At 42.3% G+C, this 25,537-nt stretch carries 24 protein-coding genes and 2 riboswitches; of the genes, 15 read left to right on the forward strand and 9 right to left on the reverse strand.

Features of this window, described 5'->3' with window-relative positions:
• The first annotated feature begins 304 nt into the window (after positions 1-304).
• Positions 305-418: riboswitch (TPP riboswitch) on the forward strand.
• 94 nt (positions 419-512) lie between these two features.
• From thiW to EV146_RS06985, 3 genes are all read left to right on the forward strand, one after another.
• Entirely contained in the window at positions 513-1,028 is a 516-nt protein-coding gene (gene thiW, locus EV146_RS06975; RefSeq protein WP_132003865.1) for an energy coupling factor transporter S component ThiW, read from the forward strand.
• A 63-nt stretch (positions 1,029-1,091) separates the two neighbouring features.
• A riboswitch (SAM riboswitch) is annotated at positions 1,092-1,201 on the forward strand.
• Between the two features lie 62 nt (positions 1,202-1,263).
• Complete coding sequence (locus tag EV146_RS06980) at positions 1,264-1,458, forward strand: Fur-regulated basic protein FbpA (protein ID WP_132003868.1); 195 nt, start codon at positions 1,264-1,266, stop codon at positions 1,456-1,458.
• 427 nt (positions 1,459-1,885) lie between these two features.
• A complete protein-coding gene (locus EV146_RS06985; RefSeq protein ID WP_132004844.1) occupies positions 1,886-2,824 on the forward strand; it encodes a dipeptidase in 939 nt (312 codons plus the stop codon).
• Positions 2,825-3,101: 277 nt separating this feature from the next.
• On the opposite strand, the gene EV146_RS06990 is transcribed toward EV146_RS06985, so the two are convergent.
• Entirely contained in the window at positions 3,102-4,187 is a 1,086-nt protein-coding gene (locus EV146_RS06990; RefSeq protein ID WP_158287031.1) for a MerR family transcriptional regulator, read from the reverse strand.
• A 464-nt stretch (positions 4,188-4,651) separates the two neighbouring features.
• Between EV146_RS06990 and aspA the strand changes: the two genes are divergently transcribed.
• Positions 4,652-6,136 (forward strand): aspartate ammonia-lyase, encoded by a 1,485-nt coding sequence (gene aspA, locus EV146_RS06995; protein ID WP_132003874.1) that lies wholly within the window; start codon positions 4,652-4,654, stop codon positions 6,134-6,136.
• Positions 6,137-6,193: 57 nt separating this feature from the next.
• Here aspA and EV146_RS07000 read toward each other — a convergent pair whose 3' ends face one another.
• Positions 6,194-6,982 (reverse strand): HAD family hydrolase, encoded by a 789-nt coding sequence (locus EV146_RS07000; protein WP_132003877.1) that lies wholly within the window; start codon positions 6,980-6,982, stop codon positions 6,194-6,196.
• A 120-nt stretch (positions 6,983-7,102) separates the two neighbouring features.
• Between EV146_RS07000 and EV146_RS07005 the strand changes: the two genes are divergently transcribed.
• Both EV146_RS07005 and EV146_RS07010 read left to right on the forward strand, forming a co-directional pair.
• On the forward strand, positions 7,103-7,723 hold the full coding sequence (locus EV146_RS07005) for an NUDIX hydrolase (RefSeq protein ID WP_121613001.1): 621 nt from the start codon (positions 7,103-7,105) through the stop codon (positions 7,721-7,723).
• 173 nt (positions 7,724-7,896) lie between these two features.
• Complete coding sequence (locus tag EV146_RS07010; RefSeq protein WP_132003880.1) at positions 7,897-9,258, forward strand: aspartate kinase; 1,362 nt, start codon at positions 7,897-7,899, stop codon at positions 9,256-9,258.
• A gap of 59 nt (positions 9,259-9,317) precedes the next feature.
• On the opposite strand, the gene EV146_RS07015 is transcribed toward EV146_RS07010, so the two are convergent.
• The gene (locus tag EV146_RS07015; protein ID WP_132003883.1) at positions 9,318-9,620 is read right to left on the reverse strand and encodes a hypothetical protein; all 303 of its coding nucleotides are present in this window, start codon (positions 9,618-9,620) and stop codon (positions 9,318-9,320) included.
• 154 nt (positions 9,621-9,774) lie between these two features.
• Here EV146_RS07015 and EV146_RS07020 point away from each other — a divergent pair, with 154 nt between their 5' ends.
• The 5 genes from EV146_RS07020 (at position 9,775) to EV146_RS07035 (ending at position 15,103) form a co-directional block, all read left to right on the forward strand.
• Complete coding sequence (locus tag EV146_RS07020; RefSeq protein ID WP_132003886.1) at positions 9,775-10,701, forward strand: S66 peptidase family protein; 927 nt, start codon at positions 9,775-9,777, stop codon at positions 10,699-10,701.
• Between the two features lie 775 nt (positions 10,702-11,476).
• Complete coding sequence (locus EV146_RS26855) at positions 11,477-11,623, forward strand: hypothetical protein (RefSeq protein ID WP_158287032.1); 147 nt, start codon at positions 11,477-11,479, stop codon at positions 11,621-11,623.
• A gap of 201 nt (positions 11,624-11,824) precedes the next feature.
• Complete coding sequence (locus EV146_RS07025) at positions 11,825-12,697, forward strand: carbon-nitrogen hydrolase family protein (protein ID WP_121612997.1); 873 nt, start codon at positions 11,825-11,827, stop codon at positions 12,695-12,697.
• Positions 12,698-12,927: 230 nt separating this feature from the next.
• Positions 12,928-13,644, forward strand: a complete 717-nt coding sequence (locus EV146_RS07030; RefSeq protein ID WP_132003889.1) for a 3-ketoacyl-ACP reductase — start codon at positions 12,928-12,930, stop codon at positions 13,642-13,644.
• Between the two features lie 922 nt (positions 13,645-14,566).
• The gene (locus EV146_RS07035; RefSeq protein ID WP_121612995.1) at positions 14,567-15,103 is read left to right on the forward strand and encodes an HD domain-containing protein; all 537 of its coding nucleotides are present in this window, start codon (positions 14,567-14,569) and stop codon (positions 15,101-15,103) included.
• A gap of 111 nt (positions 15,104-15,214) precedes the next feature.
• Here EV146_RS07035 and EV146_RS07040 read toward each other — a convergent pair whose 3' ends face one another.
• The 6 genes from EV146_RS07040 to EV146_RS07065 form a co-directional block, all read right to left on the reverse strand.
• Positions 15,215-16,294 (reverse strand): AI-2E family transporter, encoded by a 1,080-nt coding sequence (locus EV146_RS07040; RefSeq protein ID WP_132003892.1) that lies wholly within the window; start codon positions 16,292-16,294, stop codon positions 15,215-15,217.
• A 111-nt stretch (positions 16,295-16,405) separates the two neighbouring features.
• On the reverse strand, positions 16,406-17,242 hold the full coding sequence (locus EV146_RS27825) for a PhnE/PtxC family ABC transporter permease (protein ID WP_132003895.1): 837 nt from the start codon (positions 17,240-17,242) through the stop codon (positions 16,406-16,408).
• Positions 17,239-18,027, reverse strand: a complete 789-nt coding sequence (locus tag EV146_RS27830) for a PhnE/PtxC family ABC transporter permease (RefSeq protein ID WP_132003898.1) — start codon at positions 18,025-18,027, stop codon at positions 17,239-17,241. The genes EV146_RS27825 and EV146_RS27830 overlap by 4 nt, the downstream gene beginning before the upstream one ends.
• On the reverse strand, positions 18,014-18,781 hold the full coding sequence (gene phnC / locus EV146_RS07055) for a phosphonate ABC transporter ATP-binding protein (protein WP_132003901.1): 768 nt from the start codon (positions 18,779-18,781) through the stop codon (positions 18,014-18,016). Before phnC ends, EV146_RS27830 begins: the two co-directional genes overlap by 14 nt.
• Before the next feature lie 10 nt (positions 18,782-18,791).
• A complete protein-coding gene (locus EV146_RS07060) occupies positions 18,792-19,682 on the reverse strand; it encodes a putative selenate ABC transporter substrate-binding protein (protein WP_132003904.1) in 891 nt (296 codons plus the stop codon).
• Between the two features lie 163 nt (positions 19,683-19,845).
• Positions 19,846-21,396, reverse strand: coding sequence for an ABC-F family ATP-binding cassette domain-containing protein (locus EV146_RS07065; protein ID WP_132003907.1), 1,551 nt, complete (start codon positions 21,394-21,396; stop codon positions 19,846-19,848).
• Between the two features lie 485 nt (positions 21,397-21,881).
• On the opposite strand from EV146_RS07065, the gene EV146_RS07070 reads away from it, so the two are divergent.
• The 4 genes from EV146_RS07070 to EV146_RS07085 all read left to right on the forward strand — a co-directional run bounded on the left by EV146_RS07070 (position 21,882) and on the right by EV146_RS07085 (position 25,468).
• Positions 21,882-22,169: an AbrB/MazE/SpoVT family DNA-binding domain-containing protein gene (locus tag EV146_RS07070; protein WP_121612989.1), complete on the forward strand. Its 288-nt coding sequence runs from the start codon at positions 21,882-21,884 to the stop codon at positions 22,167-22,169.
• Positions 22,170-22,381: 212 nt separating this feature from the next.
• A complete protein-coding gene (gene pssA, locus EV146_RS07075) occupies positions 22,382-23,125 on the forward strand; it encodes a CDP-diacylglycerol--serine O-phosphatidyltransferase (RefSeq protein ID WP_121612988.1) in 744 nt (247 codons plus the stop codon).
• A gap of 128 nt (positions 23,126-23,253) precedes the next feature.
• A complete protein-coding gene (locus EV146_RS07080) occupies positions 23,254-24,447 on the forward strand; it encodes a glycine C-acetyltransferase (protein WP_132003910.1) in 1,194 nt (397 codons plus the stop codon).
• A 79-nt stretch (positions 24,448-24,526) separates the two neighbouring features.
• Positions 24,527-25,468, forward strand: a complete 942-nt coding sequence (locus tag EV146_RS07085; RefSeq protein WP_132003913.1) for an NAD-dependent epimerase/dehydratase family protein — start codon at positions 24,527-24,529, stop codon at positions 25,466-25,468.
• The last annotated feature ends 69 nt before the right edge of the window (positions 25,469-25,537 follow it).

Below are 25,537 nucleotides of genomic sequence, written 5' to 3' on the forward strand. Positions count from 1 at the left end.
CCTTTATTATACTGTATTACCTCGAGCACTTCAATATATTTATATAATTCATGCTAAAATTCTTTAATTTTCCGATAATTAATGCGTGTCTAAGAAGAAGCGTTGTTAAATTAAGAAAATACGTGATCACAGTGTGTTGCGAGGAATAAAAAAAATCTTTATTTAAAATTGTAATAAAAATATATGAAAATAACTTTTTATAAATTCCGGAATCATTTACTAATTATTTGATAGACACTAGGAGAAATTCAAACCTGTTTTTTCTTTTTCAAAAAGACAGCTTATGTTATATTGAAATTAAAAATATGTGCACTGGGGGTGCCGGGAAATGGCCGGCTGAGAGGAAGACCCAACCTGTCTTCGACCCTTTTTACCTGATCTGGTTAATGCCAGCGTAGGGAAGTATTTTTGCTGTGTTTTATGGGAACCCATAAACCTTATGCGTGAGTTGCTGAATCTATAGTATGAGTCACTTCTCTCCTCAGTGCATGTTCACTTAGGAGGAGACTTTTTTGAATTCAACAAAGAGCTTAACATTAACAGCCATGCTTGTGGCAATTGGAACCCTGACAAGTCATTTATTCTACATTCCAATCGGTATGGCAAAGGTATTTCCGACCCAGCACCTGATTAACGTTTTTTCAGCTGTTCTACTAGGACCCTATTATGCGGTGATACAGGCATTTTCTGTTTCTCTGTTGCGAAATTTCATGGGGACTGGCTCCATTTTTGCCTTTCCAGGAAGCGTTTTTGGTGCTTTATTAGCGGCCTTTCTATATAAAAAAACACGCCGGCTTTGGGCTGCTTTTAGCGGGGAGGTAATCGGTACGGGCTTGCTCGGTGCTCTTGCGACTTATCCCATAGCAACTCTTTTCATGGGAAAGGAAGCAGCTCTATTTGGGTTTGTACCTGCCTTTTTCTTAAGCTCCATTACGGGTGCAATGATTGGCTTTGCAATATTGACGTTGCTTTTTAAAAATTCTGCAGTGAAAAGCAGAATTGACAGCCAGTCTCTTATTCATAAATAATCGTCAAATATATTTGACACTTTAGCTAAAGTTCAATACTATAAAATAACAATTACATAATTCTTCTTATCAAGAGAGGTGGAGGGACTTGGCCCTTTGAAGCCTCGGCAGCAGACTCAGCATATGGGAACTGTGCCAATTCCAGCAAGCACTAGTGGCTTGAAAGATAAGAAGGGCATATAACCACACCAGGCCTCTTCTTATTGTATGAAGCACATGATAAGAAGAGGTTTTTATGTTTACGGAGGTGGAAAAATTGGCCGAACAAAAGAAGGCAGCACATAATAATTTAGAACAACTTGAGAAAGACATATTAATTGAGCAATTAATTTCAATGGGTATTTTTAAAAGCGGGAACAGCCAGTTATTTGAACTATCTGTTACCGACTTGAGAAAGGAATATGAACAGTACTCTAAAAACGAGCAATAGGGTGACGAAAGGGGGTTTTTATCGGAAAGGGTAAAGGCTTCTTTTTCGTTCGCTACAATTGCCACCCTAAAAAGGATACATGCTTATAAATGGGCAAAAGTCCAGAAAAACATAAAGAACAAGCAATACAATTTTTCGACCGGTCTTAAAACCTGGTCTGTTTCTATAGATAATTAATGTAAGGCCGCAGGTTTTTTTAGAACCAAAGAATAACTGATGATACTTTGCCGCGTAAGTGTAATACGTTGTCGAAGTTTTCCGCGTATAAGGCATTGGAGCTTTCAACCCCTATAGCCATAAAAAAGTAGGTCTTTTGCATAATTATTAAAGCAAACGAAACAACTTAAGTGTTTTGTTAGAGGGCCGGTACCTAAAAAAATGACCACGGTAAATTTAGGAGAAAACTGTTATGAGAGGAAATTACCAAATGAAAATAATTGATCTGCACTGTGATGTTTTGTTAAAGCTGCAGGAATCAAAAGGAATATTAAGGTTTATGGATGCGCCTGAATTGGATTCTAATAAACTCAGGCTGAAAAAAGGGGGAGTCAGCGCCCAATGTTTTGCGGTTTTTATTGATCCTGATATTAAGCAGGATCAAAAGTTCGATGCTGCACTCGGACAGATAGACCTTTTTTACACGGAAGTGTTAGGTAAGCATCCTGACATCAAACAAATTAAGGAGTGGGAGGACTTTGATCGCCTTCAAGAAGGTGAAATTGGCGCGATGCTCACTCTTGAAGGAGTCGATGCTATTGGGAACGACATTGGGAAACTTGGAATCCTGTATCAGCTTGGTGTCCGTTCCGTTGGTCTTACCTGGAATCATGCAAATCTGGCTGCGGACGGAGCTGGTGAACCAAGAGGGGCAGGCCTAACCCTCTTTGGGAAAGATATCGTAAAATTTAATAATGACTATCAAATTCTCACTGATGTTTCTCATTTATCCGAGAACGCCTTCTGGGATGTGATGGAGATTGCGAGGTACCCTATTGCAAGTCACTCCAATTCAAGACATTTATGCAATCATCCACGCAATTTGACCGGTAATCAAGCTAGGGCACTTTTTCAAAAGGATGGAATGATCCATATTGTTTTTTGCCCGCCATTCGTAAAAGAGGATGGAAGTGCCAATATTTCCGATGTAGTAAGGCATATTGATTATTTCTGTACACTTGGTGGTGTGAAAAATATCGGGCTTGGGTCTGATTTTGACGGGATTGCCACACATGTTGAGGGGCTGGAGCATGCAGGGAGGTACCAGAACCTGATTAATGAACTTCTTAAGCATTTTTCTGCAGAAGAGGTCAGAGGATTTGCCTGTCAAAATTTCCTTGATCATCGTCCTTCTTCCAGGAAACAGTAAGCAACCTGGAACGAGAATATCTACGCCCCTGGTATTTGTATTAATAACAATCAAGACAGTTGTTTAATTCCCTTTCATCAGCCGGAAGCATTTATAACTGCCGCGCAGCGCAAAAATAAGGTATGAGGTAAGAAGCAGATACTTAAGGTATTAAGAAGGAACAAAGTTAAGGAACACAAAGAAGGGGTGGGCACATCGCGTGTAACAAGTGAGGAGTCATGAACGTAGCCGTCAATGGAAGAAGCAGTGGTCTAATTTCCGACCACTGCTTTTATTTTTATTTCCAAAGCTGCCACCACTTTTTTGAATCTTCTTTATCAGCTGCCGCCTGACGGAAGCTCCCGACCAGATCCTTGAAGATTTCATCCCGCTCCCTGATTTCACTTCTAAAATGCTCTCGTTCCAGTTTTATGGATTCAAGAAAATATTCCCTGTCCATAGCAAGCTGCTCATTCATCGTATGAAGTTCAGAATGAGTCATTTCCTTGCTTTCGGATATATAGTCAGTAAAAATTTTAAATTCCTCGGCCGATTCGTCTAACTTTGAGGACAAAGCATGTATTTCTTCGGAAGTCCCTTTCGAAAGGTTCGCAAAGGAACTCGACAAGGTGGAAAGCTCTTTTACAGTGCCTTTTGATAGTTTCGAAACATTTTCTGATAGGGAAGACAAAGTTTTATTTGTTCCTTTCGAAAGTTTCGTAACGTTTTCCGACAGGTTTGTGATTTTCTCTGTTGTTCCCTTGTTGGATTTTGCCACTCGCCGATGCAGAGTTTCGAGCGATTCAGAGGTCTGTTCCGAGGTTTTCACAACCTGCTGGGAAAGCTCATCAAGGTCAGCCTTCATTTTCTCTTTAGAACGGCTGATTGACAGGGAAATGGCCTTGATCGTCTGCAGTGAACCAGAGGCGATATCCTTTTTAACTTCCTCTACAATTTCCGTTCGCAGCCCATTCTGAATTTCTGTTTTCATGTCCTTAAGCAGTCCTTGCTTATAATCTTCCAGTGCATCAAAGAATCCCTGGATATCGAGTTCCGGCTGCTGCTGAGGAGCTGGCTGCTGGTGTTCGTGAACAGCAGGAAGGGTGATTCCGGATTCTTCGGAACTTACTTCCGAGGTGTCCATATGCTTGCGAAGGAGCTCCCGAATCATATCTTTGCTTAAGTTCTTATCCCGCATTTGTTTAATTTTCTTTAGCATTTCAATTTCCTGATCAGTGTAAAACCTTGCACCCTGTCTAGTTCTCGGGATGGAAAGAAGTCCGTCCAGATCCTTTTCCCATTGGCGTATGGTCCCGGATGGAACATTGATGCTCCTGGAAACTTCCTTGATCGTGTACGCTTTTACGAATTGAGATTCCTTCATATTCGCCAGCCCTTTCTGCATTTAAGATAAATTATGACCAAAAATAGAACCATAGGTTTATAATTCATTTCAGCATGATGGCACCCATTTTCCTGCCTAGTGACAAAACCTATCAAAAGAAGTGTGTTTTCACCAGAACCCCTTATAAACCAACACTCAGTTGTTTCATTTGACAAAATACATAAAAAAAGACGCCATTGCGGCGCCTCACTCGATCATTCGCTATCGATGAAACCTTCTTCTTTTACGGCAAAATAATTTAATCCCGCCGCTGTCAAGAAGGCTAGTCCTACAGTCATAAATGTTACGATCATATGTATCCGCTCCTGTCTTTGGTGTTATTGCACTTTTCCCATTTTAATAATCATTTAAACTGCCTTTTGCCTGTAAGTAGCACTTCACTCACCCTTCATTCCACGAGATAGTTGAATAAAAGCAGGAGCAATCATGCAAAATGACATAAAATGCATTTTCGGCTGGACAGCTATCAGCCAATAACGAAACACAAACCAGGAGGGCTTGGTGTGGCAGGGAATTCGGTAAGAATAGAAAGAGACTTTTTAGGAGAAAAGGAAGTGCCTGCAGAGGCCTACTATGGAATCCAGACTATTAGGGCCGTGGAAAATTTTCCTATCACCGGCTACAGGATTCACGGAGACTTAATTACAGCAATGGCAATGGTAAAAAAAGCAGCAGCACTTGCCAATATGGAGATCGGAAGGCTATACAAAGGTCTCGGAGAAGTAATTGTAAAAGCTGCTGATGAAATTATCGGAGGGGAATGGCATGATCAGTTTATTGTCGACCCTATCCAGGGAGGTGCAGGAACCTCCATTAATATGAATACAAATGAAGTGATTGCAAACCGGGGGCTGGAGCTGCTTGGTAAAGAAAAAGGCGACTACTTTACTTTAAGTCCCAATACTCATGTTAATATGGCCCAATCGACAAATGATGCATTTCCCACTGCTATGCATCTTTCGGTTTTATCACTTCTCGACAAATTGCTGGGTACCATGAACAGCATGTATGAAGAATTTGAGCAAAAAGCGAATGAGTTTGATTCAATCATAAAAATGGGACGCACTCACCTTCAGGATGCCGTGCCTATTCGTTTGGGCCAGGAATTTAAGGCTTATAGCAGGGTGATAGCAAGAGATATCAAACGGATAGAACATACTAGAACCCATCTTCACGAAGTCAATATGGGCGCCACTGCAGTCGGAACCGGGTTAAATGCCAACCCAAAGTATATTGTCTCTGTGGTCAAGCATCTTGCTGAAATCAGCGGTTTTCCAGTGATAAATGCCGAACATCTTGTAGATGCCACCCAGAATACCGATGCCTATACAGAAGTATCTGCAGCTTTAAAAGTATGCATGATGAATATGTCCAAGATTGCCAATGATCTTCGTCTAATGGCCTCAGGTCCTCGAGTTGGTTTTAATGAAATATTCCTGCCGCCGCGCCAGCCGGGTTCTTCGATAATGCCAGGGAAGGTTAATCCAGTGATGCCAGAGCTTATAAACCAGGTTGCCTTCCAGGTCATCGGGAACGACCATACTATCTGCCATGCTTCGGAGGCAGGCCAGCTTGAGCTAAATGTAATGGAACCTGTACTTATTTTTAATTTGATCCAATCCATTTCAATTATGAATAATGCCTTTCGCGTATTTACCGAACATTGCGTCTCCGGTATTGAAGCAAATAAGGATAAGCTTCAGCATGATGTTGATCACAGTGTCGGAATTATCACAGCAGTCAATCCTCATCTCGGTTACGAAGTAGTTTCAAGAATTGCAAGGGAAGCCATTCTGACAGGAAAGCCTGTACGTGAACTGTGCCTGGCCCATGATGTATTAACGGAAGCTGAACTTGACCTGATCCTTAATCCCTTTGAGATGACCAAACCGGGAATTGCAGGGGAAGAGCTGCTCAACAAAGACTGACGCTTCGTTCCGAGAAAAAAAGGCAGGCATGGAAGGACCCATGCTGCCTTTTGCTTTTTAATCCCATAATCCTAGGGACTTCAATCCATTGTAAATCCCTGAGTCTGTTACGGATGTCGTTCGATGCTTTGCGTAGGCAAAAAGATTTTCATGGGCATTGGCCATTGCGAACCCTTCGCCAACATAGGAGAGCATTTCTTTATCATTCATTCCATCGCCAAAAGCAATCGCATCCTTCGGTGATATTCCCAGTCTGTCAAGCAAAAACTTGATTCCAACGCCTTTGTTAACCTGCTTGCGGATAACATCAAAGCAATGGCCCATTCCCGGGATGTTGACCTGAGAGAGGTGGATTTCATCGTCGAATTGATAGTACTTTCCGTCCTGATCACTCGCAGAAATAATGGTAATTCCGAGGATGTTTCCGATTACCTCAGAGGTATATTCTGCATTCTGCCTTAAGTGGAACACTTCGATAAATAGGTTGACTTTCGGGGAACTCATGGCAGTAAAATAATTTTTATTGTCCGTATAGAGAACAAGTTCATGCCCGTATTTTGCTGCAGTATCCAGTATGTATTGCACACTGCCAGGATCCATAGGTTCAGAATATATCGTCTCGCCCCTGTATATGGCAAGAGCCCCGTTATATCCTATATAGGAATGGACATTCAATGCCTCACCAATTTCTGCAATTTCATGAATTGGCCTTCCCGTCGCAAGAACAGTCTCAATTCCAATTTCTTTCGTCTTGGCAACAGCCTTCTTTGTAGAATCCTGAATGGTGTTGTCAGGGGTAATAATGGTACCGTCGATATCAAGAAATAACATTTTGAAATGGTTCATTATGGTTTCTCCTTTTAAGAATAGTTTGATTAATTTCTACACCATCATACCCTTTTTAAACGGAGTTTCACAAATAATGTATAATTAATAAGCAAAGAAGTGAATCGAGGTGATCGGAAAATGAACGCTGATAAACTGCTTGATGAGATAAGCGGACGGAAACCCGGGATACTGGGGGAAAATGGATTTCTTCGTTTTGCCGTACTGCTGCCTTTAGTCGATATGGATGGGGAAATTCATGTCCTTTTTGAAGTCAGGGCAAGCCACTTGCGGAGACAGCCTGGTGAAGTCTGTTTTCCAGGTGGGAAAATGGATAAAGGCGATCCTGACGAAAAGCATTGTGCCATAAGAGAGACTACCGAGGAACTGGGAATTTTCGAGAATGATATTCAAAAGGTCATCCCTCTTGATTACATGGTTTCAGCATATGGAACGATTATTTATCCTTTTGTGGGGATCATTGCCAATACAGAAGACATGAGACCTAACGAGGATGAAGTAGGTGAGATTTTTACTGTACCTTTGTCCTTTTTTCTGAACACCAAACCGGACATACATACAATTCATTACCACGTGAAACCGGAAGATGGTTTTCCGTTCGATTTAATTGTTGGCGGAGAAAATTACAAATGGCAGACAAGGCAGATGGATGAGTACTTTTATCATTATGATGGAAAAGTGATTTGGGGATTAACCGCTCGAGTTTTGCTTCACTTTATTGATTTAATAAAGAACAAATAGTCTGTATTTAGATTTTATATTCTTTCGTTCCAGGTTTTTTTAAAACTATTCAAAATCATATGAGGATTCTGTCTTTCGTAAAAATACAATTGTTCATATAAGGAAGAAAATTCTTGCATCTTTTAAACTTTAGAGCGATAATAAAAAATAAAACTTTTACGGAGGATGGCAGAATGAAAGTCGTTAAATTCGGAGGTTCTTCCTTGGCTTCCGGCGAGCAGCTTGAAAAGGTCTTTAATATTGTTGTTTCGGACCCAGAGCGTAAAATAGTTGTCGTATCCGCACCAGGGAAACGCTACCCTGAGGATATAAAAGTAACGGACATGCTGATTGCCTGTGCTGAACAGGTTTTGGAAAAAGGCGAAGCAGGCGAATATGTGGATGACGTCATTCAACGCTATTCGTCCATTGCAAGTGAATTGAACCTGTCTCAAGACATCATTGAAAGGATTACGGACGATTTGCTTCAGCTGCTATCGGATCAGTCCATTAAGCGTGACCGCTTCCTGGAGGCAGTAAAAGCGAGCGGGGAAGATAATAATGCCAAGCTGGTTGCCGCTTACTTTCAGTCTAAGGGGGTTGAAGCCCATTACATCAATCCTAAAGATGCAGGGTTAATCGTGAGCGACGAACCAGGAAATGCACAGGTTCTCCCTGAAACCTATGACCACTTGTACAAGCTTCGTGAAAAGTCGGGCATTCTCATTTTTCCAGGGTTCTTCGGATATACAAGAAGTGGGGATATTGTTACATTTTCACGGAGCGGGTCTGATATTACAGGTTCAATTGTGGCGAACGGTGTGAAAGCGTCGGTCTATGAGAATTTTACCGACGTGGACGCTGTTTACTCAGTCAATCCGAATATCGTTAAAAATCCAAAGGAAATAAAGGAGCTAACATACAGGGAAATGCGTGAACTTTCCTATGCCGGGTTCTCGGTTTTCCACGATGAAGCCCTTATGCCTGCATTCCGCGCAGAAATTCCGGTCCATGTAAAGAATACCAACAATCCGGATGCTGCGGGCACGAGGATCGTCAATGAAAGACAGAACCAGAATGGACCAGTTATTGGAATCGCAAGTGATGGCGGCTTCTGCAGCATTTATGTAAGCAAATATTTGATGAACCGCGAAATAGGCTTCGGGCGTCACCTCCTGCAAATCCTTGAGGAGTTTGGCTTGTCCTATGAACACTTGCCATCCGGTATTGATGATATTTCAATCATCCTTAGACAGAATCAGCTTGGCTTTGGATCTGAAAAAGATATACTGCAGCGGATTAAAGAGGAACTTAAAGCTGACGAAGTTAAAATCCAGCATAATCTCAGCCTGATCATGGTGGTAGGAGAAGGTATGCGCTGCAATGTTGGAACAATGGCACGTGCTGCAGAAGCTCTCGCCCAAATCGGTGTTAATATTGAAATGATCAATCAGGGCTCCTCAGAGGTCAGCATGATGTTCGGCGTTAATGAGACGGATGAAAAGAAAGCCGTCAATGCCCTTTATGAAGAATTCTTTGCCGGCGTAACCGTCTAATTTGTCTATAACTTATTCGAAAAGCACTGCCATCAGCATTCGGCAGTGCTTTTTATGCATTATTCAATTTTATATCGGATATAGTCAAAATTGGCTGTTGGTACTTCTTTTACGACTTCTCCGCTGTCATTTTTGTATACCTCATATTCCCTGTAAGTTTCAACAATATAGCCGCTTACCTCATCCTGGTCAACAAGGTGCATCTCTAAAGAAGGAATATTCTCTTGATTCATTTCATCCTCACTTTTAAAAGAGGTGACAGTAACAGCGTCGTCATTTTTAAAAAATTCATTTATAGTAAGTTCTATGACCCCTAAAAGCAATAGGCAGAACAGGGCAAATTTCAAAATGGTTTGGACCAACGCTTTTCTCCTCCCTCTGAGCTTCCTGTAATAAATATATGCTTGTACCCTCCTATTAGGACAATTAATTACTTTATAGAGCAGATACTTTAGAAGGGCTGCATATATACAGAAATGAATCATATAGATAACCTCTAATGAGGGGGGAAGCAATATGAGTATTAAACCAGTTTGCTTGAAAAAAGGGGACACCGTTGGCATTATTGCTCCAGCGGGATCTCCCCGCCGGGACGCTCTTGCCAGGGGGGTGAATTTCCTTGAGGGCCGGGGTCTTAACATTAAGCTTGGCCGCTATGTCCATTCTGAACATGGGTACCTTGCCGGGACTGACGAGGAGCGGCTTGAGGATCTTCATTCAATGTTCAGGGATAAAGAGATCAAAGCGATTTTTTGTGCCCGTGGCGGATACGGCACTGCCAGAATTGCTTCAATGATAGATTACGAGCTTCTTAGATCAAATCCAAAGATTTTTTGGGGCTATAGTGATATTACATTCCTCCATTTGGCCATTATGAAGCAATGCGAGATGGTCACTTTTCACGGTCCCATGATTGCATCCGACTTCGGAAGGGAAAAAGTCCATTCAGAAACAGAGGACACCTTCCTGCAAGTTTTTGGGGCAGCCCCCGCTATCTATACAAAGGAACAGCTGTTATTAGAATCGATTGTGGAAGGCAGTGCAGCTGGCAGCTTAACAGGTGGAAATTTAACACTGATCACCAGCACGCTGGGCACAAAATTTGAGATAGAGACGGATGGACGAATTTTATTTATAGAAGAAATAAATGAAGAACCCCGTGCAGTTGACCGGATGCTGAACCAATTATACATGGCCGGAAAGTTAGAGAAAGCCTCTGCAATCATTGTCGGAGATTTTCATAATTGTATCCCGGATTCCGAACCGTCATTTAGTGTTGAAGAAGTGGTTTCCCATTATTTGCATTTGGCCGGTAAACCGGCTATAAAAGGTTTGAAAATTGGTCATTGTACTCCGAACATAGCTATTCCACTTGGTTCGAAGGCATTCATGGATACAAGCAGAAAAGTAGTGTTTGTCGAAAGCGGCACGACAATGAATTAGCAGGAAAATAAATTTAATGTTTTCATAGACACAAGAAAATCAAGATGTTAAGCCTCACACTAGAAGGGAAAAAGAGTAATTATTTCTCGGGGAAGCGCATAAACTGACAATTAACTGAAAATTAAAAAAGTTTTTCGACGATATTTTCCTTAACACTGTGAGTGCGGGGAGTGACGGACAATGCGAAAGAGTAACTGGCAAGGCAACCTCGGTCAAAAGAAATCATTCATTATATCTTAGAGTATTATTTCATTCTACTTTAAATCAAAAAGCCAAATTTGATCACAAGAGATCTGCTGGAACCGTCCTGTCCCGCAAGTGAACACTACTCATCAAACTTGGCGGAGTTTATGGCTGCGGGTATTACTATAACAACAAATAGGTGACAGCGAGTAATTTTAATAACTAGTATATATGGTGTAAGGGACTCGTAAAAATGGGAGCCATCCATTAGATAACATTAATTTAAATTGTTTGTTATTGGAGTATTAATCAAACGTTTGATTCGTATCCAGAGAAGGTGATAGTACTTGCTATCAAATAAATAGCGGTTGATAGTAATAAGATAAACTATCCATCTCAAATGTTTTACTATCCAAGAAGTTCTTTAACAATTGGTTATATGTGGAACAACAGTAGTAAAAGGCTGCTTTCTATTCCAGTAAACTACTAAAGACGTAAAGTATATTTCCATATTTTTTCTCGCTCGTACGGGTTTATTTGGAGCTGGAATTGTCAATATAAAAAGAAAAAAACAAAGGGAAGGAGGAGAATTATGGAAATCTCAAAAGCTGTTGAGGTAATTAAACGTGAGCGGTTTACTCAAGAGGATGTTGAAAATACAGTCGCCATCCTTGCTGAAACAAAAGGGCTTGATCTATTTACAGCCAAGCATTTACTAGAAGATACAAAAGCAAATTGAGGATGTTTTGCCTGGCATGGCTGGCCAGGCTTTTCTTTTGCGCCAATCCCGTGATTTCTGCCCATTTACGTATAGAAAAAACCCTTTTTTATAAAAAGAATAGAAAATCATATTCAATCGCAATAAAATGTTTTATAATAATTTTCGATTCTTTTTTTTTGGATCGAATCTTTATAAGTAAAGCCACAAGGGGGAATGGAGATGAAAATAAGAGTTTCCGCCGTTCAATATCATCTTCACACGATTGCTTCGTTTGAAGATTTTGCGGCACAATGCGAACATTATATAAAAACAGCCCAGGAATATGGTTCAGAATTTGTATTGTTTCCTGAATTCTTTACAACACAGCTTCTGTCAATTGGAAGTGAGCAGGGAACAAGATTAACTATAAATGAATTGCCCGGATTTACTGAAGCTTATTTAAATCTGTTCCAGGCATTTGCCATTGAGACAGGCATGCATATTATTGGGGGAACCCATGTAATTGCCAGAGAAGGCAAGCTATACAATGTTGCCCATTTATTTTATCCAAATGGCCGGATTGAAGAGCAGGCAAAGCTTCATATTACTCCTACAGAAGTTCATGAATGGAATATGAATGCAGGAGATCACTTCAGGGTATTTGATACCGAAAAAGGACGGATTGCACTGTTGACCTGCTATGACATCGAGTTCCCGGAAATCGTCAGGATGGCGAAGGCTAAAGGTGCAGATGTGATTTTCTGCCCATCCTGTACAGACGACCGGCATGGTTTTCACCGAGTCCGCTATACCAGCCACGCACGTGCTATTGAAAATCAGGTTTATGTCGTATTGACAGGGACTGTTGGAGCTTTGCCGACAGTTGATTTTATGCGTGCAAACTTTGGCCAGGCAGCCGTGATTACACCAAATGATATTCCATTCCCTCCGAAAGGGCTTCTGGCAGAGGGAGAGCTTAATAACGATATGATCGTAACAGCTGATTTAGATCTTTCCTTATTGTACGAAGTGCGGGAGAGAGGCTCCGTAACCACGTGGCGCGACCGCCGTACAGATTTGTATCCCGACTGGGAACAAATGAAACAATACTAAAAGAGAAGAGGGACTGTTTTCATGGTTCACATCTCAGTAACTCAGGGGTGATTTCTGAACAAACAATAGGAAGCAGTTCTTTCTTAAAAATGAACAAAGAGCAATGCGGGCCAACCGTGTTGGTCTTTTTTTTGTTGTTATTAGCAGAAGGTGAGCACAATAATTTGTGTTCCCTCTCTTGTTTTCCTATAATAGTTTTTTGAAGTGAGCATTTGAAAGGAGTCGAAAACATGCAAGATCTTAAAGGAAAAACGGCCTTGATTACGGGAGCGGGCAGAGGCATCGGGCGTGCGGCAGCCATTGCACTCGCACAGGAAGGAGTAAACATCGGCCTTCTGGGAAGAACCTTGGAGAACCTGGAAAAAGTAACCGACGAGCTTGAACAGTATGGAGTCAATGTTTCAGGTGCAGCTGCAGATGTAGCAGATATGAATTCTGTTCATCATGCAGTGGATCATATTATTTCAGAACTTGGACCTATCGATATTTTGATCAATAATGCTGGAACCGCGAAGTTTGGCGGTTTTCTTGAACTGGAGCCAGAGGAATGGGAAAAGATCATTCAGGTCAATCTGATGGGTACATACTATGTAACCAGAGCGGTACTGCCTGGTATGATCGAGAGGAAGACAGGAGATATTATCAATATTTCCTCAACTGCCGGCCAAAAAGGTGCACCCGTTACAAGTGCATACAGTGCCTCTAAATTCGGAGTTCTGGGATTGACTGAGTCCCTGATGATGGAAGTAAGGAAGCACAATATCAGAGTCACGGCAATGACCCCTAGCACTGTTGCGACAGACCTTGCAGTTGAGAATAATCTTGTTGGTGAAAATACAGAGAGAGTCATGCAGGCCGAAGATTTAGCTGAAATGATGGTTGCCCAGCTAAAGCTGCATCCTCGTGTGTTTGTAAAATCAGCGGGATTATGGTCGACAAATCCATAAAGATTATAGATGAAGAGGGACTCTTACAACGGTTAATATGTTTAAAATAATAAAATTATGTAAACTTAATGCATAATTAAAAGGAAAAAAGGTGCAAACCAATCGGTTTGCACCTTTTTTTTCGTCCATTTGAACAGGACGAGTGAGGCAATGGCTAGGTGGGGTTGAGGCGATCTTAAATATATCGATTCAAGACCAGTGTCCCAGTCGCCCTATCAGCAAATGCTGCCTCTGGTTTTGCAATGCCAAATACTAACCTTGAAGTCGCTGTTAAATCTTCCAATTTAACCAGTCCCTCCTGTTTTTTATTGGCCTTGCACTCTCTGTATACCACTTTGAGACAAGCAAAAACATCTAAAGATAAATTCAGTCCCAAAGACCCGGGTGTCCATGAGGAAAATACATTGCACTCTTAGTGTTAGTACCTGATACTATGACCGATAAGATTTAATCATCTATCGAAATAATTCCTAGAGAGTAGGGGTTAAATTAAATGGTTGACAGGTGTAAAGTTACCCTTTAGATTTTTGTGGAATATTGGCGCTTTCTGCGAAGGAATTAGGCGGGATTCCCATTTACGGAGCATCTATTCAGAATTTTTAGACTGCCTATTGCCTTGATTGCTATTTTATGTTATCCTCCTGAAAATACCTTTACAAGGTATGTTATGCAATCTGACATCTATTGGACCAGCTTCACCACTGTATATAAATGCACCACAAAAAACTAGTTACCATTAAGGATTTTAAGGGTACAGACTGAATATCTGCTATCATTCACTCATCAATGCCATTGTTATGAGATATAAAAAATTTATTACCAATTATTTTTTTACTGCTTAAGTGAGAAAAGTGGGCAGACTGCCCTTGTAATATGAACGAATGATGACGAATGATAAAAAATATAAAAGGGAGGAATCTAGATGAGGGATGTGACCTTGTTAGATATTTTTGAACACCATATCACCCAGAAATACGTGAAGCGGTCAGGATTTGCCCATGCAATCGCTGTTGCTTACCATGCCTTTCATTTAGCAAAGGAGCATAATGAAGATGTCGACATGGCGGCTAAGGCTGGATTTCTCCATGATATAGGACACTTCACTTGGTATCGGAACGGAAAGTGGGATTATGATTTGTACCGGCAAAATGACATTCATGCTATTAAAGGGGCTGAGCGTGCCCATAAATTGTTGATTCGGCTTGGCGAAAATCCAGTCAGGGCCAAAGCTACTGCCCTTGCCATTTTGTTTCATACTGACTCATTCCTGCCCACTAACGATATTACCAGGACTACCTTGCAGCAAATCGTTAAATGGGCGGATGAAAGAGATGAAGAAGAGGGAGGCGCCCATCATTACCGGACCATTAAAAAAGAGCGCGCAAGAGAAAGTATCATCCGGCTGGATCGAATGATTGACGAAGAACTAGGACTGGAACAAAATAAACAGCTCTCATAATAAAACCCGGAAGCGGCGCTTCCGGGTTTTCCTGCGACTTTCCATATTTTTAGATGCCGGGAAATCCTCGAATAATTACGGGTCCCCTGAAAAGCACCTTGGTAGGCTTTCTTAATTCGCTTCGATGAACTTCTTTTTCCTTCTAAGTCTATAAAATTTCCGGATGTCCTTCACGATTATTTTAAGGACGGAATAAAGCGGAATGGCAATCAGGATGCCGATAAATCCATACAGGGAACCTGCGGCCAAAAGCAGTAGGATAACTGTAATAGGATGGAGGTTAAGCCTTTTCCCCATTACAAAAGGAGTGATTAGATTTCCTTCTAGCTGCTGAACAATAACAAGGACGGCCAGGACCTTTAGCGCCTGTATGGGGGAAGCCATCAGGGCGATGAAAAGGGCTGGAAGAATCCCAATCATTGGTCCAAAAAAGGGAACGATTGTCATGAACATAGCAAAAACCGCCAGGATTAAGGCAAATTCGAGACCGATTATTTTATATCCTATATACATTAATGTACCGTCTGCAATGGCAATGATGAATTGACCGGTAACATAGGTAAACAGTGTCTTATCAATGTCCTTTAGTATTTTATTCCCTTCGTCTTCATGTTCCTCCGGGATGAGCTTGATAATATAAGGCCTTAGCTTGTCATCGTCCTTTAAAAAATAAAACAGAAGGAAAGGCACCACGATCAGGACAGTAGCGATACTGGTGAGAGTTGAAACTAGCCTGCCAATATTTTTTGTCAGGTTTTCCGTAAACGAACGCAAGTAGGAAAAAATACGATCCTCCATGCCAGTCATATTTACTCCGAATTTTTGTTCCTCAATGGCCTTCTTTGATTCCTCCGTCATTTCTTCCACTTTATTCGGAAATTCATCAGATAAACCCGACAGCTGCTCCTTAAGCATAGAACCTCCATAGTATGAAAACGCAGAAAACAGACCTGCGACAAGGGCAAACACAATGAGGATGCTGACAGGCTTAGGGAGATAATGGGCTAGCCATCTTACAGGTGTCCTTAAAATATAGTAAAAGAGTCCTGAAATGAGAACCGGAAAAAAAATAACTGTAATGAAATCCAGAAGCAAGCTGCTTAAATAGTCAATCTTTCCAAAAAGGAAAATAATCAGCAGGACCAGAATCGCTGCTGTTGCGTATTTGAAAAATGATTTATGAATCCACATTGGAGCCTCCTGCAAATGATCATGATTCTATTCATTTCCTTCTTTTGGCCCAATCTAAACAAATCATACTCAAATAAATTAAAAAGACCACCACGGACGACACCGTGATGGCTATTTTACAAAGTATCTGGACCTTTCCGAGAGGAAGTCAGCAATTAGTACAAGGACTATATAACAAACCAGCAGCAAAGTGATCTCAGTATAATGGAAAAAACTCATGCTGAGCTTGAATTGCTGTCCAAGACCACCGGCTCCCACAAACCCGACGACGATTGTCGTCCTCATAATGACTTCCCACCTGTACAGGATATAGGTCAAAAATTGAGGCAGAACAGAAGGCAGGACGCCGTAGAGGAGTATTTGCATCCGCCCTGCTCCGGCAGAAGCAAGATTGCGGATCGGACGGCTGTCAGTATCTTCAATCACTTCGGCACACAGCTTCCCTAAAATGCCAAAGTTATGAAGGGCAAGGGCGATGGCTCCTGGGAGGATGCCGGGCTTAAAAATGAATATGACGATCATCGCCCAAACTAGCTCGGGAATAGCACGGCTAAAGATGTAGGAGATCCTGATTAGGCCGAACAATAGGAAGCTGTACCATTTTTTCGACAGTGTCAAGGTTCCGTCGGCGACATTCCGGGCCGCAGGCAGGACGGTCAAAAACATGACAACCGTAGAAAATCCAATCGCCATAATGCTCATTTGAAGGGTTTCGACCGTTAGTTTTATAGCCTCTGACCAGCTGTCCTTGCTTAAAAAGGCTATTTTTTCCTCACCCACACCAACTAGTCCCTTAAAAAATTTCCCGGCATACTGTAAATTTTCTCTAGAGAATAACTCGATAAGGCTCGCTTTTTCTACTCCAACAACAAAGTACCAGGAAGCCGCTATTAAAAAGAGAAAGACATAGACTGAAAAGGTCAGGAACGTGAATTTTGGTTTTCTCATATTGAAATCCTCTTTCTTAGCATAGTGCTCCAGCCATCAATCAGAACGACAAGCACGATCAGAAAATACATAAAAGACCAGACCTCATGATAATTTAAGTCATTCAAGGAGAGCTGTATCTGATAACCAAGCCCACCTAGGCCGACGAAGCTCATAATGGCGGAAGATCGGACGGCGCATTCAAAACGGTACATGGAATAGCTGATCATGCTGGCCTTTACAGCGGGAAGGTAGCCGTAGAGAAGGCATTGCAGCCTTGATGCGCCAGAAGCCCGCAGTGCCTCAATTGGCTCATCTGGAACGTCATTGAGCATATCTGCAAAAATCCTGCCCAAAATCCCGCCATAGGGGATGGCTAATGCAAATACAGCCGCAAAAGGAGAAAGGCCGAAGGAGGCAACAAAGAACAAAGCCCAAACCAGTTCATGTATGGCCCGCATGAAACCGAGGATCCCCCGAAACGTTCCTTTCATGAACGTTCGTGAACGTTTCCCCGAAGCCAGCACGCCAGATCCGAGTATACCGAATAGTAAAGCGAGTATTAAGGCAAGGCTCATACCAGCAGTTGCATAGGCAAGGGTGATCCAGGATGATTCTATTCCGAGCGCTACAATTTCCGCTGAGAAATCAGGCTGCAGCATGGCGGCGAAAACTTGTCCTGCGGTCGCCATACCGCCAGTATGAAAAAGCTCGGGACCCCAATGAATCCCAAGAAGGCTCCAGATAAAAATAAGTAGCAGAAAAACAGTTAACAGCTTGCGTTTATGAAGGTCAAACGAGAGCATTTTGATCAAGCTCCTTTAGCTGGTAAAGCTCTTTAAGCAGTTCGTCTGTTACTTTTTCAACCGGGAGGTCAAAGAGAATTTCACCATTTTTCAGTGCAATCAGCCTGGTAAAATACCGTTTGGCATACTCGACTGAGTGCAGGCTCGCGATAACGGTCTGACCTTCTTCACGTGCCAGCCTTGTGAGTGTTTCAAGAATGTCTTCCGCACGTGCTGGGTCAAGCGAAGCGACTGGTTCATCTGCGAGAATAATTTCCGGTCTCTGGACAAGCAGGCGGGCGAGAGCAACCCGTTGCTGCTCACCGCCAGATAGCTTAGAGGTCCGTTCATAAGTCTTATCTGGCAATCCCACCCTTTCAAGGGCTGAAATAGCTGTTTGTTTATCCTGTGGAAATAAAAGAGAGATGAAGGATTTAACGAATCCCCATTCTGACAAACGGCCGGCAAGAACATTATGAATGACAGCCAGCTGTCCGACCAAATCAAATTGCTGGCGAATGATTCCAATCTTTCTGGCCCGGGTTTTTTGGTTGGTGATTTTACGTAAATCAAGGCCATCAATTAAAATTTCTCCGCTGTCTGGCTCTATGATGGCAGCCAGTGTATTGAGCAGTGTTGTCTTTCCAGCGCCGCTTGGCCCAATCAGGGCGACCATCTCTCCTTTTTCCACCACAAAAGAAAGGGAAGATAATGCTATCTTCCGCTCATAATGTTTCGATATTTGGTTGACTTCTATTATGTTATTTTTAGACACGCCGTGTCACCTACTTGATAATCTTTAATTCTTTTGCCACTTTTTCAATTGCTTCGTAGTTCTCGTTGTTTGTCTCAATGAATTGATCAGTGGAGAGGAGGTTCATTACTTCGTTATCCTCAGCTTTCATGGACAGGATGGCTTCCTTCAATTTCTTCTTTGTCTCTTCATCCATTTTATTGACGGTCCAATTGTAATCATAGTATTCGGGAGTTGTATAGAATACTTTCACTTTATTTGTGTCAACTTTGCCTTCTTCCACAGCAGCTTCCCATACGGAAATATTAAGTGCCCCTGTCTGGTAGGCGCCGGATTCGACAAGCTTATAGGTTTTGTCATGGGAACCGGAGTAATTAGGGTTTCCATCAAGGTCAGTGTCCGCATTGATGCCAGATTCCATCATAAAATAGCGTGGCATCAAATGTCCTGAAGTGGAGCTTTCGCTTCCAAAGGTAAAGGTTTTGCCTTTAATCTGTTCCAGGGAATCAATTTCCAGATTGCTCTGAGCAATGAATACAGACTTGAATTCTTTGTCAATAGGCCTTTGAGCAATGGCTTCTGCTTCCGGAACAAGACTTCTTGCCTGTACTCCAGTAAGGCCTCCAAACCAAGCGAGCTGTATTTCTCCGCGATCAAAAGCAGTCACCAGGGCGGAGTAGTCAACAGATGGAACAAATTCCACTTTGAATCCGGTCTTATCAGCGAGATCCTTTGCAAAATCATCCATGCTCCGATTTAAATCCGCTGTATTTTGATCGGGAATCATTCCTATTTTAATCGTTGTGGTTTCTTTCTTTTCACTAGAATTATCTTTTTCTGTTTCGTCATTGGAATTCCCCGAACAGGCGGCCAGGATTAAAATGAACATAAGGCTCAATAATAGAGCGCAAGATTTTTTCATGTGCAGTCTCCTCATCAGTAAAGTACCTAACAAATATTACACTTATGCACAGGAGACAAACAATTCATTTAATCGATATAATAGATGAATTCCGATAGATAGAAACGATGAAAGAAAGGGCCTGTCTAAAGACAGGTCCTTTCATCCAGGTTAAATCATCTATTTAAGCTTTTTCTGCCCATTCTTCAACATTCCAGACTTTTGTTACCCAGTCTTCATAAAAATCGGGCTCGTGGCTGACGAGTACGATTGTGCCTTTGTAATCCTTCATGGCCTTTTTCAGCTCTTCTTTAGCCGTAACATCAAGGTGGTTGGTCGGCTCGTCAAAGAGAAGCCAGTTGCTTTCTTCCATCATTAATTTACAGAGTCGGACCTTCGCCTGCTCTCCGCCGCTCAGCTGGTTTAACGGGCGTGAAATATGCTCGTTTTTCAGTCCGCAGCGGGCCAGGGCTGCACGTACCTGGTGCTGGTCAAGGCTTGGATAGGAATTCCACACATCATCAATCGGCGTTAAGCTTCCTGCTTTTACTTCCTGTTCAAAATAGGAAGGGAAGAGGAAGTCGCCGCGCTCGATCTTGCCGCTCAAGGCAGGGATTTTTCCCAGAATGGTTTTTAAAAGGGTCGATTTCCCGACACCATTCATTCCAACAATGGCAATCTTTTCCCCCCGTTCAATAGTCATTGTCAGCTTAGGCAGCAGAGGGTGGGTATAGCCGATTTCAAAGTCCGTTCCTTCAAAAACATAGCGGGAGCTGCTCCGGGACTCTTTGAATTCAAAGGTTGGTTTTGCTGCTGTTTCAGGACGGTCGATCCGCTCCATCCGGTCCAGCTGCTTTTGACGGCTTTTTGCACGCCCTGTAGTTGAATAGCGCGCCTTATTTTTGGCAATAAAATCCTCTTGTTTTTTTATAAATTCCTGCTGTTTTTCGTATGCATTTAGATGCTGGTTCTTATTTATCTCTGCAAGTTCAAGGAATTTTTCATAAGTAGCTGTGTATCGTGACAGCTTGGAGAATTCCAGGTGGAAAATCACATTGGAGACAGAGTTCATAAATTCGGTATCGTGAGAAATCAGCAGAAACGCATATGGGTACTCCTTGAGATAACCGGACAGCCAGCGGATATGCTCGACATCCAGATAGTTCGTCGGTTCATCTAGCAAGAGGACCTTCGGCTGCTCAAGCAGGAGCTTGGCAAGCAAAACCTTGGTCCGTTGACCGCCGCTCAATGCGGATACATCCCGGTCAAGTCCGATAGCGTCAAGACCAAGTCCTCGCGCTGCTTCTTCCACTTTCATATCAAGAGTATAAAAACCTCCGGCATCCAATTCATCCTGAATTGATGCCATTTGCTCAAGAAGCTCTTCCAGTTCTTCCGGTGTCGCATCCCCCATTTTGGAGGTCACTTCGTTTAGTTCCTCTTCTTTTTTAAAAAGAGGCAAAAAGGCATCGTTCAGAACATCGCGAATTGTCCTGCCTCGAGACAGAACAGTATGCTGATCCAAATATCCATAATGTGTTCCAGGTGTCCATTCCACTTTCCCTGAATCATGGATCAGCTGGTTGGTAATGATGTTCATCAGTGTGGATTTGCCGACGCCATTTGCGCCCACAAGGCCTGCATGGTCCTCTGCAAGGAGTCTGAAGGAAACATCTTTAAATAGCGTTCGATCTCCAAAAGTATGGCTTAATTTATCAACAGTCAATAGACTCATATACTAATTCCTCGCTTTTACTGTAATAATTCAATACACTCATTATTCGATGATACTAAATTCTCCAGGTTCCGACCAGTCTAAATCAATGGAAATATTGAAATCTGCAGGAGAAGTTTTGAGATAAATTTGTACCCAGACAAAGAATGACACTAAAAAACCTGAATTTTGGAAAAGGAGATTTCTGCAGCGGAAGCAATCGGGAATGATTTGTGTATTCCTGAATGATGACTTCATGAGACAGGGGACTCGAAGTAAACCACATCATCGCAAAGGGGAAAAGGTCATAAACAAGAAGATGAAATTCATTCCAGTTTTGTTTTTGGGGGTTAATGCCAAAGAAGCTAGGACAAGAAGGAAGAGAGAAATAATTTCTTTCATGGAGTAAATGGAGGAGCCGGAGAAAGCCCCTAAAAAGTCAAGGAATTGTAATGTTAAAATCTCCCTCCATTTGCTATAATTGTGTTAGCGAAGGAGGAATAGAGATGAAAGCGACTGGCATAGTTAGAAAAACGGACCAGCTTGGCCGGATTGTCATCCCAATGGAATTGCGGAAAAGCATGGGCATACAGGAAAATGATCCGCTTGAGATTTTCGTGGATGAAGACAAGATCATCCTCCAAAAATACCAGCCAGACAGAACTTGTCTTGTAACCGGCATAATCAGCCAAAGCAATCTTGAATTTGCAGAGGGAAAAATCATTTTGAGCCCGGATGGGGCAAAACAGCTTGTCAAGGAAATAGAAGCATTATTCCCAAAGGTTTCAACCTGATTCATTCATATAAATGGAGAGCGGCGTAAAAATGCGCCGCTGTTTTTTTCGAAATTTTTTTTATTTGTAGGAAATTTCGTATCCAACTAGAATAAGAATGTAAGGATGGAAAAAATTTTTTTTATTGCCTCTTTTGGAAGGCAACTAACATTTTCCCTGAGAATTAGGGAATAAAGGCTACAATACTGAAATGTTTACGAAAGGCGTGCGACATGAAAAAACACATACCTAACCTACTCACCTTCGGGAATTTATTCTGCGGCTTTTTAGCCATCAACTATATCATCAACGGCGATATAAGAAATGCTTCCATACTGATTTTTATTGCCATCATGCTTGATGCGGTCGATGGCAGGGTTGCCCGGATCCTTGGTGTTTCCAATGAATTGGGGATGGAACTCGACTCCCTTGCCGATATTGTTTCGTTTGGCGTTGTTCCCGCTTTCCTGGCAGCGAATACGTATTTCCATGACTTTGGAATGTACGGAGTCGTCATGTCTGGCCTGTTTCCTTTGTTTGGAGCGTATCGGCTGGCAAGATTTAATGTTACATCCCAGACAGATTCTTTAAAGCATTTTAAAGGGATCCCGATTACCCTCGCTGGAGGGATTGTTACTTTTCTGGTATTGTTTGCCGGCAGGATTCCTGTATGGGTGTTCCTGATCATATTTTATTTACTGGCCATTTTAATGGTCAGCACGATTAAAATTCCGAGCTTCAAGAAAGTGGGCTTGCCAAGATACGGATTTCTAATCACTCTTTTCTTATTTTACATGCTGTATTTATTTGCGAGGTCCAGATTTGAGCAAGTTCCCATCTATTTTTATGTGGCTTTAGGAGTGTATATCCTATACGTGGTTGTCCGATTCTTTAAAGAAAAGGAAACACGGATTCCAATCAGGAGAAGGACGCTGCCGAAACGATTTAAATGGAAATTGCGAAAAACTAAAGATTGATGTTTCAATGTAGGTAAATAGGGGACTTTGGTTAGTCTCCTTCTTTTTTTAGGAAAATTATTTGAGAGACGCATTCCTTTCAAGCCAAGAGAACAATGGTCGAAAAATAAAATAAAGGGGAGAGGGTAATGTCCTGCAGGCAATTGTCCCAATTTTTATCTGAGAATCTTGGAGATTTAAAAACCAAGGGTCTCTATAATGTCATTGACCCGCTTCAAAGTGCAAATGGGCCGACCATTATTATAAAGGGCAGAGAATTAATCAATCTTTCATCAAATAATTACCTGGGCTTGGCTACGGATTCCCGTTTAAAGCAATCTGCAGTGGAGGCCATTCAGAAGTATGGGGTTGGAGCTGGAGCAGTACGGACGATAAACGGCACCTTCGAACTCCATCTAGAGCTTGAAGAAAAGCTGGCTAAGTTCAAAAGGACCGAGGCAGCGGTCGCCTATCAGTCCGGGTTTAATTGTAATATGGCTGCCATCTCGGCTGTCATGGATAAAAATGATGCTATTTTATCTGATGAACTGAACCATGCTTCCATTATTGACGGGTGCCGATTGTCAAAGGCCAAAATCATAGCTTATAAGCATTCAGACATGGACGATTTAAGGATGAAAGCAGAGCAGGCAAGGAACCTTGGTGCATATAACAAAATTATGGTGATAACGGATGGAGTTTTCTCAATGGACGGGGATATAGCAAGTCTTCCGGAAATCGTGGACATTGCTGAAGAATTCGACTTGATTACTTATGTGGATGACGCACATGGCTCAGGAGTCCTTGGTGAGGGTGCCGGTACTGTGAAACATTTTGGTCTTTCCGGAAAAGTTGATTTTCAAATCGGCACCTTGTCAAAAGCAATTGGTGTCGTAGGCGGATATGTAGCTGGTAAGCAGGAGTTGATTGACTGGCTCAAGGCCCGCAGCCGGCCTTTTCTGTTCTCTACCTCTTTATCACCAGCCGATGTCGCAGCCTCCATCAAAGCGATTGATCTTTTATCCAATAGTACTGAACAGATCAGGCAGCTGTGGGAAAATGCCGATTACTTAAAAGCAGGATTAAAGAAGCTTGGTTTTGACATTGGGAATAGTCAAACACCGATTACACCCTGCATTCTTGGAGATGAAATCATTACCCAGGAGTTCAGCAGGCAGCTTAACGCTGAAGGAGTCTACGCTAAAGCCATTGTTTTCCCGACTGTCCCCAGAGGCACAGGACGTATCCGAAACATGCCATCAGCCTCACACACCTACCAGATGCTAGATACAGCAATTGCCGTTTATGCCAAAGTCGGCAGGAATCTGAGAGTGATTCACTAATTCCATCTACGGAAGAATCAGCATAGAAATAGAGGTAAAATAATTCCTTTTGATCGGAAAGAGATGGAGGAACCGTAAGATGAAAAGAATCATGATCACTGGGGCTCTTGGACAAATAGGTTCAGAACTGACCTTGAGACTAAGGGACCTTTATGGTGCCAATCATGTCCTTGCTACTGATGTCAGAATGAATGACAGTGAAGCAGCTAAAGGCGGTCCATTTGAGCGTGTAGACGTGCTGGAAGGGAAAAGACTGGGCGAGGTCGCCACCAGCTATCATATTGATACCATTATTCATCTGGCCGCACTGCTTTCGGCCACCGGAGAAAGCAACCCCGTCTTTGCCTGGAACCTGAATATGGGAGGCCTGCTAAATGCCCTCGAAACAGCAAGGGAACTGAATTGTCAATTCTTCTCGGCCAGTTCTATTGGTGCTTTTGGACCGGATACACCAAAAGTACAGACCCCGCAAATCACGATACAAAGGCCGAACACTATGTATGGCGTGAACAAGGTTGCCGGTGAGCTCCTCTCCCAGTATTATTTTACGCGGTTTGGAGTCGATACAAGAGGACTGAGGTTTCCTGGTCTAATCTCCTATGTCACACCGCCAGGGGGTGGGACAACGGACTACGCTGTCGAAATTTTCTATGAAGCGGTCAGAAGTGGTTCTTATATCTCCTATATTGCCAAGGACACCTATATGGATATGATGTATATGCCAGATGCACTTGATGCGATCATTCAGCTGATGGAGGCAGACGGAAGCATGCTGAACCACCGGAATGCCTATAATGTCAGTGCCATGAGTGTGGATCCGGAAGAAATTGCAGCATCCATCAGAAAGGTAATGCCACATTTTACACTCTCCTATAAGGTGGATCCAATTCGGCAAAGGATTGCCGAAAGCTGGCCAAATTGTATCGATTCCACAGCAGCAAAGCAGGAATGGGGTTTCGATCCCAAGTTCAGGCTGGAGGAAATGACTCGGGATATGCTTCAAAAGCTAGCGTTAAAGTGATAGAGTTTATCCTTTTAAAAATGACTGACTTATTAAAATTATTGTAAAAAACTGTTAAGTTTACATTGG

This window comes from Mesobacillus foraminis, assembly GCF_004340465.1.
Classification (GTDB): Bacteria; Bacillota; Bacilli; order Bacillales; family Cytobacillaceae; genus Mesobacillus_B; species Mesobacillus_B foraminis.